At 49.2% G+C, this 14,103-nt stretch carries 12 protein-coding genes; all 12 read left to right on the forward strand.

Annotation, left to right across the window (positions count from 1 at the left end):
* The first annotated feature begins 14 nt into the window (after window positions 1-14).
* The 12 genes from ACS5WU_RS00075 to ACS5WU_RS00130 all read left to right on the forward strand — a co-directional run bounded on the left by ACS5WU_RS00075 (window position 15) and on the right by ACS5WU_RS00130 (window position 14,055).
* Window positions 15-1,166, forward strand: coding sequence for an FtsB family cell division protein (locus ACS5WU_RS00075; protein WP_302761674.1), 1,152 nt, complete (start codon window positions 15-17; stop codon window positions 1,164-1,166).
* 16 nt (window positions 1,167-1,182) lie between these two features.
* Complete coding sequence (locus tag ACS5WU_RS00080; RefSeq protein WP_320606656.1) at window positions 1,183-3,291, forward strand: penicillin-binding transpeptidase domain-containing protein; 2,109 nt, start codon at window positions 1,183-1,185, stop codon at window positions 3,289-3,291.
* Between the two features lie 58 nt (window positions 3,292-3,349).
* Window positions 3,350-4,804 carry a UDP-N-acetylmuramoyl-L-alanyl-D-glutamate--2,6-diaminopimelate ligase gene (locus tag ACS5WU_RS00085; protein ID WP_302761678.1) on the forward strand — a complete coding sequence of 485 codons (1,455 nt, stop codon included), beginning with the start codon at window positions 3,350-3,352 and terminating at the stop codon, window positions 4,802-4,804.
* A gap of 24 nt (window positions 4,805-4,828) precedes the next feature.
* On the forward strand, window positions 4,829-5,839 hold the full coding sequence (mraY, locus tag ACS5WU_RS00090) for a phospho-N-acetylmuramoyl-pentapeptide-transferase (RefSeq protein WP_046442103.1): 1,011 nt from the start codon (window positions 4,829-4,831) through the stop codon (window positions 5,837-5,839).
* Window positions 5,840-5,860: 21 nt separating this feature from the next.
* Window positions 5,861-7,216: a UDP-N-acetylmuramoyl-L-alanine--D-glutamate ligase gene (gene murD, locus ACS5WU_RS00095; protein WP_046442102.1), complete on the forward strand. Its 1,356-nt coding sequence runs from the start codon at window positions 5,861-5,863 to the stop codon at window positions 7,214-7,216.
* Window positions 7,216-8,376 carry a putative lipid II flippase FtsW gene (gene ftsW, locus ACS5WU_RS00100; RefSeq protein ID WP_059109208.1) on the forward strand — a complete coding sequence of 387 codons (1,161 nt, stop codon included), beginning with the start codon at window positions 7,216-7,218 and terminating at the stop codon, window positions 8,374-8,376. The genes murD and ftsW overlap by 1 nt, the downstream gene beginning before the upstream one ends.
* Window positions 8,377-8,396: 20 nt before the next feature.
* Complete coding sequence (locus ACS5WU_RS00105) at window positions 8,397-9,194, forward strand: cell division protein FtsQ/DivIB (RefSeq protein ID WP_059109207.1); 798 nt, start codon at window positions 8,397-8,399, stop codon at window positions 9,192-9,194.
* A 130-nt stretch (window positions 9,195-9,324) separates the two neighbouring features.
* Window positions 9,325-10,506, forward strand: a complete 1,182-nt coding sequence (locus ACS5WU_RS00110; RefSeq protein WP_302762237.1) for a cell division protein FtsA — start codon at window positions 9,325-9,327, stop codon at window positions 10,504-10,506.
* Between the two features lie 28 nt (window positions 10,507-10,534).
* Entirely contained in the window at window positions 10,535-11,725 is a 1,191-nt protein-coding gene (gene ftsZ, locus ACS5WU_RS00115) for a cell division protein FtsZ (RefSeq protein WP_320607282.1), read from the forward strand.
* 311 nt (window positions 11,726-12,036) lie between these two features.
* Window positions 12,037-12,705, forward strand: coding sequence for a sigma-70 family RNA polymerase sigma factor (locus ACS5WU_RS00120; RefSeq protein WP_052740105.1), 669 nt, complete (start codon window positions 12,037-12,039; stop codon window positions 12,703-12,705).
* A gap of 63 nt (window positions 12,706-12,768) precedes the next feature.
* Entirely contained in the window at window positions 12,769-13,224 is a 456-nt protein-coding gene (gene nrdR / locus ACS5WU_RS00125) for a transcriptional regulator NrdR (protein WP_302762102.1), read from the forward strand.
* Window positions 13,225-14,055: a purine nucleoside phosphorylase YfiH/LACC1 family protein gene (locus tag ACS5WU_RS00130; RefSeq protein WP_052740103.1), complete on the forward strand. Its 831-nt coding sequence runs from the start codon at window positions 13,225-13,227 to the stop codon at window positions 14,053-14,055. It begins immediately after the preceding gene.
* The last annotated feature ends 48 nt before the right edge of the window (window positions 14,056-14,103 follow it).

Below are 14,103 nucleotides of genomic sequence, written 5' to 3' on the forward strand. Positions count from 1 at the left end.
GAAAGGATTGCATCATGAACGCAATACCGCAAAGAGCACATAATTATGAAAGAATCCCTCTTCCGCGCAGCGGCGGACAGGGCCGGGCAGCAAACCATAACGGGCAGATTTCCGATATGGAAGCTTATCGTATGCAAAAAGTTGCGGCTGAGCGCAGGCGGCTTGGAGAAGAAGACGTCCGCATTTACGAGCGGAAGAAAACTGCAAGGCCACAGCAAAGACAACAGCAGAGAAGATCGGTATCGCCGACAAAAACATATGAACGCCCTACGTCGATCCGCCAGACCGGCGTAAAAAACATGGTGGGCGGGAGAAATCTTACGCCGGCCTACGAAGGGGCGCGCGTAACGCAAAGGAGCTATCAGCAGTCCTATGCGCAGCGCGCAAGGGAAGTGGAGGAGTATTATAATACTCCTAATCCCAACAGCCTGAGAAACAGGCAGGAAAGCTATGACGACAGGTATCGGTACGACGGAAGGTATCGCTATAACGATGGAATGCGTTACGAAGCAACCACCCGTCCGCGCAGCAGGTATGGCGGCACGGCCGGCAATGATTATCAGCGGGGCTATTATGATGAAAAGCCGCGCAAGGCGGCAAATTATGCGGGCTATAAGCCTGCCCCCAAACGAAAGATCATCCACGGCTTTGATATGGACGAAAGCAACACGCAGCAGTCGGCAAACTACAGTGGAGTAAAGCCGATCGCAGTGGAATATGAAGGACAGAAAAGAAAGGGCGTTGTTTCAACGATACTGCTCATTGCTTTTGTATTTGCAATCCTTTCGGGAATCGTCATCCGTTATGCGGCAATCAGCAGCGCCAATAATACCAACACACAGATCGAGTCAAATATTACGGAATTATCAGCAGAGCTTGATAAGCTGAAAATGGACATCGCACTGAAGGACGACCTCAACAGCATCCAGCAAACAGCATCGACAAAGCTTGGCATGAGTTATCCGACAGAAGACCAGATCGTTTACGTTGATCCGGCTGACGACCCGCCGGTAGCAACTGTGCAGGAGGAAGCGCAGTCCGGCGGGGCAGCAGTCAGCGAGCCGGAAACGGTGGAACAGCAGCAGGCTGCAGATCAGTCCGACGCGGGTATTATGGGATTTTTGAACAGCATTGTCCAAGGTGTTAAGAGCCTGTTTCAAAATTAGGCAGGAGTAAAATAAGTTGTCAACGTCACGCGTACTGGTTACAAGAAAGAGACTTTTAGTCATATTGATCATATTGATTTCACTCATTATCCTGCTCATGACACGAGTGGGATATTGGTCTATATGGAAGGGCGACTGGCTGAAAGCACAGGCGGAAAACCAGTGGACGAAAGATGCGGTGGTGGAGGCGAAACGCGGAGCGATACTGGATCGCAATATGTATGTGCTGGCACAAAGCGCGGCTGCGGACACTGTGGTGATCCTTCCGGAAAAAATTGCGAAGGCCGGAAATGCCGACGCAGTTGCCGACGGTCTGGCAAACGCCCTGCAAATGGACAGGGATGAAATCTACAAAAAGGCTACGGATCCGGAAAAAAAGGAAATCTGGATCAAACGCCAGATATCAACAGAGGAAGAAGAAGCGATAAAAGCCCTGAACCTTACGGGCGTATCCTTTATCGACGACACCAAGCGCTTTTATCCCAATAAGGATTTTGCATCCCAGGTGATTGGCTATACGACACTCGATGGCGAAGGGCAAACGGGAATTGAAAAACGCTACAATTCTACGCTTGCGGGAAGGTCCGGCAGGCAGGTTTCTGAAACGGCAAAGGACGGCAGCGGGGTTCCTAACGGACAGGAGATGCTGATACAGCCGCAGGATGGGAAAAGCGTGGTGCTCACGATTGACGAAATAGACCAGAGCTTTCTTGAAACGGCGTGCAAGGAGCTGTACGACGCACAGCAACTGGACAGCGTGCAGGGGCTGGTGATGGATGTGACAAACGGTGAGATCATCGCGATGGCAAATATTCCTGAGTTTGACCTGAACTCGCCGCCACGGGACGACTCTGCAACGCTGGCTGCTCTTTCGACGAACAATATTACAGCGGCAGCTTATGAGCCGGGTAACATTTTCAGCCTGTTTACGGCGGCAGCTGCGCTTGACGCAAATATCGATCCGCAGGATTATACCTGCGACGGATCCAAGGATATCGACGGAGAAATCATTTCCTGTACCGGTACTCATGGGACACTGAACCCGTTGCAGGCCGCAGAGCAGCACTGTGTCGTCTGCTCCGCGCAGCAGGCGGATACGCTTGGCAAGGATTTGTTCTATCAATATATGAAGGCATTTGGATTTGGAGAAAAAACAGGCATCGATTTTGCAACGGATACTGCGGGCGATATGCTCCAGAAGCGATATGCGCGCAATTCGGATATCGCGCAAATGGGCGCAGGGCAGGAAATAAAAACATCCCAAATGCAGCTTGCAAGCGCGGCGGCGTCCATTATTAATGGAGGTACGCTGTATGTGCCGCGGCTGGTTCTCGGGCTTGCGGATGCAAATGGCAACATGACAGAGGAATACGAAGCGCAGGAAACGGGCACAACCGTTTCGGCAGACACGGCGGCTCAGCTGCGGGGCATGATGGAAAACGTGGCGCTTACGGGCGAAGGTTCAAGCGCACAGGTAGACGGTTACACCATCGGCTGCTTTGCCGGAACGGCGCAGCAGTATGAGGACAACATAGCGGTGGAAGGAAAGGTGGTTTCAACCTTCATCGTCTATGCCCCGGCAGACAATCCAAAATATATGGTTATGATCACAGCGGATGGCGCTTCGGCGACGGAGAACAGCGCCGCGGTGTGCGCGCCTTACGCAAAACAGGTTCTTTCAGGCGTTCTGATGAATGGAAAGATCGCGCCGTCGGGCAGCGCGGCAGGTACGGAGGAAAAGGTTTCGGTTCCGGATGTAATGGGGCTTCCCATGCAGGAAGCAAAGGATAAACTTTCCGACGCCGGCCTGCAGGTATCCCTTGACGGCAGCGGAACGGTTCAGGGACAGGTGCCGGCAGCAGGAGAGCAGGTTAATAAAAATTCGATTGTTGTTCTGTCTATGGAAAACAAAACCACACAGCAGCCCGCGGCGGATAAGGTCACGGTTCCGGACCTTACAGGAATGGATCTGATTTCAGCCAGAAACAAGGCCCTTGAGGCCGGACTGGAATTCTTCGCGCTCGGCGAGGGAACGGTGCAAAAGCAGACGCCTGTTGCAAATTCAACGGTGGAAAAGGGAAGCAGCATTATCGTAGAGTTTAAACTACCGATTGCGTCCGAATAGTAGAATGGCACAACATTTTGTGGTATAATCAAAGATAAAAAATCAGGAGGTGCAAAAAATGAAGCTGAATGAAGTGTTTCGCGGAATGATTTGCGAGATTCATGGCGATGAAACGGTCGAAATCAAAGATTTAAAATACGATTCGCGTGGCGTGAAACGCGGCGATCTGTTTTTTTGCATTTCCGGATTTGCGGAAGACGGCCTGAAATATGCGCCTGAGGCGGTCAAAAAGGGAGCGGCTGCGGTTGTCGTGACCGAGTTCCAGCCGAACCTTGATGTGACGCAGGTAATTGTAAAAAACGACCGTGAGACAATGGCGCTCGCGGCTTGCCGCTTTTTTGATTTTCCCGCAAAACGCATGAAAATGGTGGGCGTCACCGGTACAAACGGCAAAACGACGACGACCTATATGCTCAAGGCGATTGCGGAGCAGGCGGGTATGAAGGTGGGAGTAATCGGCACCATCAGGAACATGATCGGCGACGAGGTGATCCACACGGAGCGCACGACGCCTGAATCGGTTGATCTGCAGCGCCTGCTTAAAAAAATGGCGGAAGAGGGCTGCGATATCGTTGCGATGGAGGTGTCCTCGCATTCGCTTGTTTTGAAGCGGGTGTTTGGCATTGAGTTTGATGTGGGGATTTTTACAAACCTGACGCAGGATCATTTGGATTTTCACCAGACATGGGACAACTATATTGCCGCCAAAAGTATGCTTTTTGAGCAATCGCGGATATCGGTGATCAACATAGACGATGACAGCGCCGCAAATATGATGGCGGCGGCAAGAAGCGAAATCATCAAATACAGCGTGATGCAGCCGGTGCAGTATGCGGCGAAGGAAATTGAAATCACGCATGAAAGCACACAGTTTGACATTGACCTTAACGGGCATACTCTTCATGTGGAGATCGGTATTCCCGGATATTTTACAGTATACAATGCAATGGGCGCGATCGTTGCGGCGAATGCGCTTGGGATAGACAGCTACTGCATCGAACAGGGCCTGAAAGCGATGCCGCCTGTTGCGGGACGGTTTGAACCGCTGGACACACATGGCGGAAGCTTTAGCATCATACTCGATTACGCCCACACGCCGGACAGCCTTAAAAATGCGATCGCCACGGCCAAAAAGTTTGCGCCCGGGCGCGTGGTAACAATCTTCGGCTGCGGCGGCAACCGGGATGCGACAAAGCGCGCAGTGATGGGGAAAATCGCGGGAGAGATGTCTGATTTTACGATCATCACGTCCGACAATCCCAGATATGAGGAGCCGGTGGCAATCATCGCGCAGGTCGAAGAGGGTATGCGCCAGACAAGCGGGGAATATGTCTGTATTGTTAACCGCAGGGATGCGATCGAACACGCGATCCGCACTGCAAAAAAAGACGATGTGATCCTGCTTGCAGGAAAAGGGCACGAGGATTATCAGGAAATAAAAGGTGAAAAGCACGACTTTGATGAAAAGGTTGTCGTGGAAGAACTTTTAAATAAGCTTGGATATCATAAATAAGCAGAACCGAGGGGAAAACGCTCAATGAATTTTACGTTAAATATGCTGCTGACGATACTGATCTCATTTGCGATTACGTTCGTAGCGGCGAAAATCATCATACCGATCCTGAGAAGGGCAAAAGCGGGACAGCACGTACGGGACGACGGCCCGCAGACGCATCTTGTAAAGGAAGGCACACCAACAATGGGCGGCGTCATCATGCTGATTGGCATTGTTGCATCGAGTTTTATTTTTGCGGGAGATGATTTGCGATACACGGTTTTCTCTGTGATCACCGTACTTGCGTTTGCGTTGATCGGGTTTCTGGACGACGGCCTTAAATTATTTATGAAGCGTTCGCTCGGCCTGCGGGCATGGCAGAAAATTGTGCTTCAGCTGATCGCGGCTGCAGTGGTGGCTTGCCTTGCATACTACTGGCTCGGACTCGATATGGCGTTTGTCCCCGGTTCAGGACAGCTTTGGGAGCTTGGGGCAGGGTATATTCCGTTTACGATGTTTATCCTGATTGCGATGGTGAACAGCGTGAACCTGACAGACGGCCTCGATGGGCTTGCAACTGGCATTACGCTCATCAATTCCGTGACGTTTTTGTTGATATTTATTCTGAGCGTAGTCGGCGCGGCGGTTGTAACGCCGGAGATCGCTTCGGATATGTCGAATATGACGATGTTTACAGCAGCTGTAGCAGGTTCCTGTATCGCGTTTTTGTGCTTCAACTCCCATCCTGCAAAGGTATTTATGGGAGATACGGGCTCGTTTGCACTGGGCGCGGCGCTGACTGCGATGGGAATTGCAACGGATATGCAGCTCTTCCTGCCGATTATGGGCTTTATGTTCGTACTGTCTGCAATCTCTGTGATTATACAGGTCGGTTCCTTCAAGCTGCGCGGAAAACGCGTGTTTCGGATGGCGCCGCTGCACCATCACTTTGAGCTTGGCGGGGCTGCAGAAACACAGGTAGTGTCAGGATATATGGTTGCAACGATGCTGCTGTGCATCGGAGGATTGATATTGTTTTTCGTTTCAATGTAAACGAATTTGGGGGAAGCTTGCATGGATTACAAAAATAAAAAGGTTTTAGTCATTGGAATGGCGAAAAGTGGCGTTTCTTCCGCCGTGCTGCTTTGCAGGCTTGGCGCGGATGTAACGATTTACGACATAAAGCCAAAACAGCATTTGCCGGAGCACCTTCTTGACGAGCTGGAGGGGTACAAGTATCACGATATGCTTGGGAAGGATCCGATAGACCTGATACCTGAAATGGATATTCTGGTATTGAGTCCCGGCGTGCCGCTTGGCCTGCCTTTTATCAAAAAGGCTTATGAGCTTAACAAGAGTGTAATTGCGGAGATCGAGCTTGGTTTTGAAGTCTCAAAGGCGGATTTTATTGCAATCACAGGGACAAACGGTAAAACGACCACAACGGCGCTCACAGGGGAAATTTTCAAAAGTGCGGGAATACCTACGCATGTACTTGGCAATATAGGGGTACCGATCACACAGGAAGCGATGCAAACGAAGGCCGGCGATGTAGTGGTTGCGGAAACGGCTGCGCTGCAGCTGGACACGATCTCTGATTACAGGCCGCGGGAAAGCGCAATCCTCAATATTACGGAGGATCATCTGGACCGTTATGGAACAATGGAAAATTATATTGCCGCGAAGGCAAAAATTTTCAAAAACCAAACGGCGGAAGATTATTGCGTTTTAAATTATGATAACGAGCTGGTGCGCGCGCTTGCCCCGCAGATTAAAGCGAAGGTGGTTTGGTTCAGCATTGATATGATCCCGCAAAACGGGGCATATATAAAGGAAGGAAATATCTGCTTTTCTTTGGAAGGAAAAGAGACTATCATCCTGCCTGCGAAGGAAGTCAGGATACCCGGACGGCATAACCTTGAAAACGCGCTTGCGGCAAGCGCGCTTGCCTGCCTTTATGGAATCGCGCCGGAGGTGATTGCGCAAACGCTCAGGACTTTCCCGGGCGTTGAGCACAGGATCGAATTTGTTCGGACGGTGAACGGCGTTTCGTTCATCAATGATTCCAAGGGAACCAATCCTGACGCTACGATCAATGCAATTAAAGCAATGACAGCGCCGACGGTACTGCTTTTGGGTGGATTTGATAAGAAAAACGACTTTGTACCTTTATTTGAAGAGTTTACGCCGATGATCAAGGCGGTGATCGTACTGGGCGATACTGCGGAAAAAATCATTGCGGCGGCACAGGAATGTAACTATCCGAATTATATCAGGGCTACGGGCTTTGAGGATGCGGTTTTGAAGGCCTACAGCATTGCCGATGAAGGCGATAACGTACTTCTTTCACCGGCGTGTGCAAGCTGGGATATGTTCCGGAACTTCGAAGAAAGAGGACGTATCTTTAAAGAAATTGTGAAGGGCCTTTGATGATGAAAAGAAAAAAGAGCAGTCTGCCGAAGGGCTCGATTGATTACTCTTTGCTGATTGTGACTTTAATATTGGTGGCTTACGGGCTTATTATGGTGTTCAGCGCCAGTTATTATATGGCTCAGTCCTCTGCGCTTTATGATTACGACGGGTTGTCGCTTTTTAAAAAGCAGCTTGTTGGCGCGGGCCTTGGGCTTGCGGTAATGATCTTCTTTATGTTTTTTGATTATAAGAAGCTGATCAAGCTAAAATATGTTTTTTTGGCGATTGCCATCGTTTTTCTGATTGCAGTGCTCGTGCCGGGCGTAGGAACGAACCTCAATGGCTCCAGCCGCTGGGTTCGCATTGCGGGGATCAGCGTACAGCCTGCTGAGATCGCAAAATTTTCATTGATTATTTTTATCGCGGCGACCATCTACGTGAACAGAAACCGCATGGATACCTTCCGGTATGGGATATTACCGTCGTTATTTGTGCTGCTGCCAATCTGCGCGTTGCTGTATTTCCAGCCGAACTATTCTGCGATCATCGTGTTGTGCGGGCTTGCCTTTATTATGATCTTTATTGGCGGTGCGAAAGGGTGGCACCTCGCTGCGCTTGGCGGCGTTGGCGTTGTTGGCGGCGTGGTGCTCATGATGCGCGAGTCTTATCGTGTCAGCCGTATTACTTCTTTTCTGGATCCGTGGCAAAATCCTACCGGGGACGGATATCAGGTAATCCAGTCTTTGTACGGGATTGGCTCAGGAGGACTGTTTGGGCAGGGGATCGGTAACGGCACGCAAAAATTGTCCTGGCTGCCGTATGGCGAGTCGGACTTTATATTTTCGATTATTGCGGAGGAACTCGGACTTGTTGGCGCTGTTGTTTTGCTGCTGCTGTTTATCTTCCTGATTTACAGGGGAATCAAGGTGGCGGCGACAGCGCCCGACCTGTTCGGAACAATGGTTGCCACAGGCATCATTGTTTTGATTGGGCTGCAGGTAGTAATCAACGTAGGCGTAGTTACAAGCCTGCTGCCGCCAACCGGCGTATCCCTTCCGTTTATCAGCTATGGCAGTTCGTCGCTTGTCATATTTATGGCCATGATCGGTATTTTGCTCAATATATCGAAGCAATCAAGACGGATCATGATGGCGTCTGCATCTGGCGAACATGAATAAAAATAATTTCCGGAGGAAAGATGAGAGATAGAAGCAATCCGCACAAGGGACGTGGTGCGGGAAGAACAATTGTATCGATCGTAATCGCGATCCTGCTGCTGGCAGGAGCGGGCTACTTTATATATGCGTATTTTCAGGTGGAGAATCTGGAAGTGAAGGGGAACGAAAGCTATGACGCAGGCTATATTTCCAAGCTTGCAAATATACCGCCCAAAACGCATATGTTTGTTGTGGATACGGAGCAAATCAAGGAGAACATTGAAACTGAACCGTATATTGAGGTGGAAAGCATAGAAAAGTCTTATCCCAAGACGCTTGTAATTAACGTTAAGGAACGCACGCCGGAAGCGCTGATATACCATTCCGACCAGTATCTGCTCGCTGACATCAACGCAAACGTACTGGAAATACAGCCTGTCGAGCCAAGCACGCAGTATCCGGTGGTGGAGGGCTTTATACTGACCGCAGCGAATCTCGGAAAGCAGATTTCAACAGACGATACCTTTAAGATATCGGTTTACACCGATCTTTTGAATGCGCTTAAGGAGCGTGAAATGATCGACTCGATTGCGTCGATCGACCTGACAGATATTAACAGCATCAAGCTGAAGACGCGGGAAGGCATGAATATTAAATTTGGCCAGGGCGATAAATTTGTAGATAAGGTAAAGTGGATCAAGCGCACGCTTCCAAAGCTTACGGATACGGACAGAACCTCCGGTACGCTTGACGTTTCTTCCGGTACGTCCGCCTCGATTTATGCGTCAGGCGGGCAGGACGCCCCTGCGGAGCCTACACAGGAGCCAGCGGCCGAATAAGACCTTTGAATGTAACAAAAATGTGACAAAATCGGATAAAAGTATTTTGTTTTTTCTATGGATGTGTTATGATAAACACAATGGTTTTTTGTATCCATGAAGAAATAGGATGCTTAAGGTTGGTTTTTGAATGAGAGATTTCAAAACGGTGATTGAATTTGGAACATCGAAAATCTCCTGCACCGTCGCTGAAAAAAAGCAGCGAATGGGGCTGGAGGTTTTAGGGTACGCCCAGGTTCCATACGAAGGAATCAAAAATTCGAAATGGGTGGAACCGAAAAATGTGATCTATGCCCTTGAGCATGCGCTGGAAGCTTGCGAAAGGCAGACGGGTACGCGTATCAGGAATGCGGATGTCGGCATTCCGGGTTCCTTTATCAATGTAATCAACCAGAACGCACAGGTGCCGGTAAAAGGGCGCGTAACGGAAAAAGACGTCGATCTTCTGATCGAGAAGGCGCGCCGTTTTGATTTCCCGGAAGATTTGACGCTGGTGCATGAATGGCCGGCCTGGTTTTTGATGGATGACGACAATATCTATCTTGATCCTTACGATATACCCACAAAGCGTTTGCGCGGCTGTATATCGTTTACCTTTGCAAATAAGTTTTTCCTGAAAGACGTTATGGATTTGTTAAACCATTTGGGCGTGCGCGTGGATTATTTTATCCCGGAACCGCTTGCGGAGGCGCTCTATCTTCTGCCTGCCGAAAAACGCGACGCGATTGCGGCGATTATTGATATTGGCTATTACAGCACAAATATATCGCTTGTTTACGGGGACTCCCTTTTGCATTTCACAACGATACCAATGGGCGGGGGGCACATCACACATGATATCGCTTACGCCATGAAGGTGGACGATGAGACGGCAGAGCAGCTGAAGCGAAGGTATACGTTTGGACTTTCCGACAATAACAGCATTTCGCAGCTCTTTGCAAAAGGCTCGGATGGAAAACTGAAAAAATATCCCTACGATCTCTTAAAGGAGATCATTGACGCGCGGGTAGAGCACCTGATCTTATATATCTGCAAGCTTTTGAACAAGTCGGAGATCAGTGTCAGCCGCAAAATTAATATGTACCTGACAGGCGGGGGCCTGGCGTTTATGAAGGGCTCGGACAGCTTTTTCCGGGCTGTTTCCGGAAGGACGCCGACGCTGATCCGCGTTCAGAATACCAAGCTGCAGCCGCCGGATATGCACTCGGCTTATGCGCTTATGCAATATGCGTATGATGGTTACATTCAAAGTAAATCTCCGGCCAGAAGGAAAGGCCTTTTCGGACGGGGACAGGATGTACTGTTTGAATAATTTACCCATACTCTAAGGAGGAAAATAAATGTCACTTGAATTTGATAATAACAGTGAAAACTTTGCTAAGATTCGTGTTTTTGGCGTAGGTGGAGCTGGAAATAATGCGGTGAACCGCATGATTGAGTTTGGCGTGAAGGGCGCGGAGCTGATTGCGGTAAACACCGATAAGCAGGCGTTGTTTCTGTCAAAGGCAGATCAAAAAATTCAGATCGGCGAAAAGCTGACAAAAGGTCTTGGTTCCGGGGCGGATCCGGATACGGGCAGGAAGGCGGCTGAGGAAAGCCGCGACGATCTCGAGCAGGCGGTAAAGGGCTCGGATCTTGTTTTTGTTGCCTGTGGCCTGGGCGGCGGAACCGGCACAGGCGCCGCACCCGTGATTGCTGAAATTTCCAAGGAGGAAGGCAGCCTGACGATCGGGTTTGTTACAAAGCCGTTCTGGTTTGAGGGCCATCCCCGCGCAAAAGCGGCTGACGTTGGCTTTGAGGACTTGAAATCCGTTGTGGATACGATCGTTACGATCCCCAACGATAAGTTGCTCAATACGGTAGGTAAGGATACTCCGCTTGTAGATGCGTTCCGCGTGGCGGACGACGTATTACGTCAGGGAATCCAGGGGATCATCGACCTGATTGGAAAACCTGCGCTCATCAACCTCGACTTTGCGGATGTAAAAAAGGTTATGACGCTTCGCGGCGTTGCACATATGGGAATTGGTATCGGCTATGGAGAGAACAAAACGGTCGAAGCTGCAAAACAGGCGATCAACAGTCCTCTGCTTGATACGACGATTGAAGGCGCACGCGGGATTATCTTCAACGTAACGGGTGATCCGTCGCTTGGCATGTATGAAATTCAGGAAGCGGCAAAAATCATACAGGAAGGCGCAGATCCGGAAGCGGATGTGTTCTTCGGCGTGTGCATCGATCCTTCGCTTGACGACGAGGTGCGCATCACGGTGATTGCTACCGGCTTTGACGCTCCGGGAACAGTGCCGAACAAGGCGGGCGGAAAAGCGAAGCTTGAGGAGAAAATTGAGTTTACCGACGAAGTAGCGCTTGATCTTGATCCGGTGCCGTCCTATCGTGAAAAATCATCCGGTTCCGACCTGAAGGAAGCAACCGATAAGCAGGAACCGCTTGAAGTATTTGGCGATGAGGACTTGGAAATCCCGTCCTTCCTGAAAAAGAAGCCGAGAAGGAACAGAAGCGATTACTGATCGCCTGGACGATTCCCGGTGTTGAAGCCGGGCATATAAAACAGAGCATAAAAAGGCCTTTTTTGTGAAAAAAAGGGCCTTTTTTTATGTGCTGTTACAGCAATTTGTCAAAAGGCCGGTTACAGGCTTTTGGCACAAATTGCAAATGCAAGCAGTTTATTGTAAGCATTGCATAACCTGCTTTCGGTGAAAGTGCTGTAACAATCAACGAGAAATATTAAAAAATATAAAAAAACCTACATAAACCGACAAAAAGAATGAAATATCAGATGATATGATAAAAATATTATTAGTATTTCGAGATGATTATTATGAAAAATAACAAAGTAGACCAGCATAGCATCGAAAATTATCCGCCGTTAATGAGCGTAGAGGAAGAAAAAGCCGCTGTCAGGGAGCTGGAAATGGGGAACCCGGACATCAGGAATTTTCTTGTGGAAAGGACATTGCGTATTGTATTTTTTATTGCAAGAAAATATGCAGGCGCAAAAGCGGATTTTGACGATTTGATGTCTGTTGGCAGCATTGGCCTGATTAAGGCGAGTAATCACTTTGACGTCTCGAAAAAAATTAAATTTGCGACATTTGCATCCCAGTGCATCAGGAACGAGATGCTGATGTATCTTCGCAGGGCGTACCGCCAGAAAGAAGTTTCCCTTGAAGCGACGATTGGCGGCGGGGAAACTGTGGGCAGGCAACTCAAGGAAGTTTTGACGGTGGGTGATGAGGAGATTCTGGAACGGTTGGAGCGGCAGGAATTTGCGCAGGACGTCAGAGAAATCATCAAAGAGATGCCGGCACGGGAACAGGAAATCGTGAGGAACAGGTTTGGTTTGAGCGGACTGGAAGCGAAAACGCAAAAGCAGGTGGCGTATATTTTGGGCGTAACCCAGTCATGCGTATCCAAGGTAGAACGTAAAATTGTAGATAAAATTAAAAAAAGTATGGAACCGAATGTCAAAATATACGAAAAAAAATGATTTACACTACTAAATATGGTATACTTATCACAATAAAACTTGATCGCAACGGAGGAAAAACGTGTGAAATGTATTTATTGTGATTTTCCTGAGAGCAAAGTTGTGGATTCGCGTCCGGTGGACGAAGGAACCTCTATCCGCCGCCGCAGGGAGTGCCTGAAATGCGGAAAGCGTTTTACCACATATGAAAAAGTGGAGAGCCTTCCTGTTTTTGTAATCAAAAAGGACGGAAAGCGCGAAGTCTTTGATATCGAAAAGATAAAAAAAGGAATCGTGAAGGCTTGTGAGAAAAGGGAAGTATCCTTTCAGGACATTGAGGAACTGATCAATGAAATCGAGCGTTCCGTATACAATGCGCCCAGTCAGGAAATCACCTCGCACGAAGTAGGGGAGATTGTAATGGAGGGCCTTCGTAAGCTCGATGAAGTGGCTTATGTACGCTTTGCGTCAGTATATCGCCAGTTTAAGGATATCAATACGTTCAAGGAAGAACTGAATAAACTTTTGACGGAGAAATAAATGAACGCGTTTGAAGAAAAAGTGAAGCGCGGTTTTTTGCTGTGCGAAAAAAACGGAGTCAAATACCTGACGATCCCTTCCTTTACGCAGGCGGGATTTGAGAAGCATCTCTTCACGACACGCGTGGGCGGGGTGAGCAGTGGCTGCTATGAATCGCTTAATTTAAGCAGGACCAGGGAAAATTCCCCGCAGAATAAAGAAGAGAACTACCGCCGCGTGTGCGGTGTTCTGGACGTACCCTACGAGGGGCTTGCGCTCGTTAATTACGCGCATGGGGACGGCATTTATTGCGCGACGCGTGACGACGCGGGAAAAGGAATTACACGGCAAAGCGATCTTCCTGCGTGCGATGCGATGATCATCCGGGAAAAGGGAATTACAGCGGTGACGCTGCATGCGGACTGTGTGCCGGTCTTTTTTGCGGACAGGGAAAAGCGCATTGCCTGTGTAAGCCACGCGGGCTGGCGCGGCGTATATCAGGAAATATCGGGTAAGGTTGCAGACGTTTTTGTCCGCGAATTCGGTTCAAAACCGCAGGATCTGATCGTGGGCATCGGCCCGCATATTATGCAGGACTGTTTTGAAGTGCAGGCAGACGTTGCACAGCCGTTTTGTGATAAATTTGGCGGCGACGTGGTGCGCGTGCGCAACGGGAAAACTTATGTAAGCCTGCAACGTGCGCTGCTGCGGCAATTATATGGCAGGAAAATCCCTGCGGAAAATATTACGTGCGCGGATTTGTGCACCTATTCGAATGGTGAACTCTTTTATTCCCACCGGCGCGACAATGGGAATACCGGCGCAATGGGTTCGTTCATTGCCATTACATAAAAGGTGTTTTGGAAAAAAAGAGACGTTTATCAATGAAACGAAGTTGTG

This window comes from Christensenella sp. KGMB01412, assembly GCF_055522415.1.

Bases quoted from the DNA above. Each gene is read 5' to 3' on its own strand.
- ACS5WU_RS00075 (WP_302761674.1), top strand. From the start codon at position 15: ATGAACGCAATACCGCAAAGAGCACATAATTATGAAAGAATCCCTCTT.
- ACS5WU_RS00085 (WP_302761678.1), top strand. From the start codon at position 3,350: ATGAAGCTGAATGAAGTGTTTCGCGGAATGATTTGCGAGATTCATGGC.
- mraY (WP_046442103.1), top strand. From the start codon at position 4,829: ATGAATTTTACGTTAAATATGCTGCTGACGATACTGATCTCATTTGCG.
- murD (WP_046442102.1), top strand. From the start codon at position 5,861: ATGGATTACAAAAATAAAAAGGTTTTAGTCATTGGAATGGCGAAAAGT.
- ftsW (WP_059109208.1), top strand. From the start codon at position 7,216: ATGATGAAAAGAAAAAAGAGCAGTCTGCCGAAGGGCTCGATTGATTAC.
- ACS5WU_RS00105 (WP_059109207.1), top strand. From the start codon at position 8,397: ATGAGAGATAGAAGCAATCCGCACAAGGGACGTGGTGCGGGAAGAACA.
- ACS5WU_RS00110 (WP_302762237.1), top strand. From the start codon at position 9,325: ATGAGAGATTTCAAAACGGTGATTGAATTTGGAACATCGAAAATCTCC.
- ftsZ (WP_320607282.1), top strand. From the start codon at position 10,535: ATGTCACTTGAATTTGATAATAACAGTGAAAACTTTGCTAAGATTCGT.
- ACS5WU_RS00120 (WP_052740105.1), top strand. From the start codon at position 12,037: ATGAAAAATAACAAAGTAGACCAGCATAGCATCGAAAATTATCCGCCG.
- ACS5WU_RS00130 (WP_052740103.1), top strand. From the start codon at position 13,225: ATGAACGCGTTTGAAGAAAAAGTGAAGCGCGGTTTTTTGCTGTGCGAA.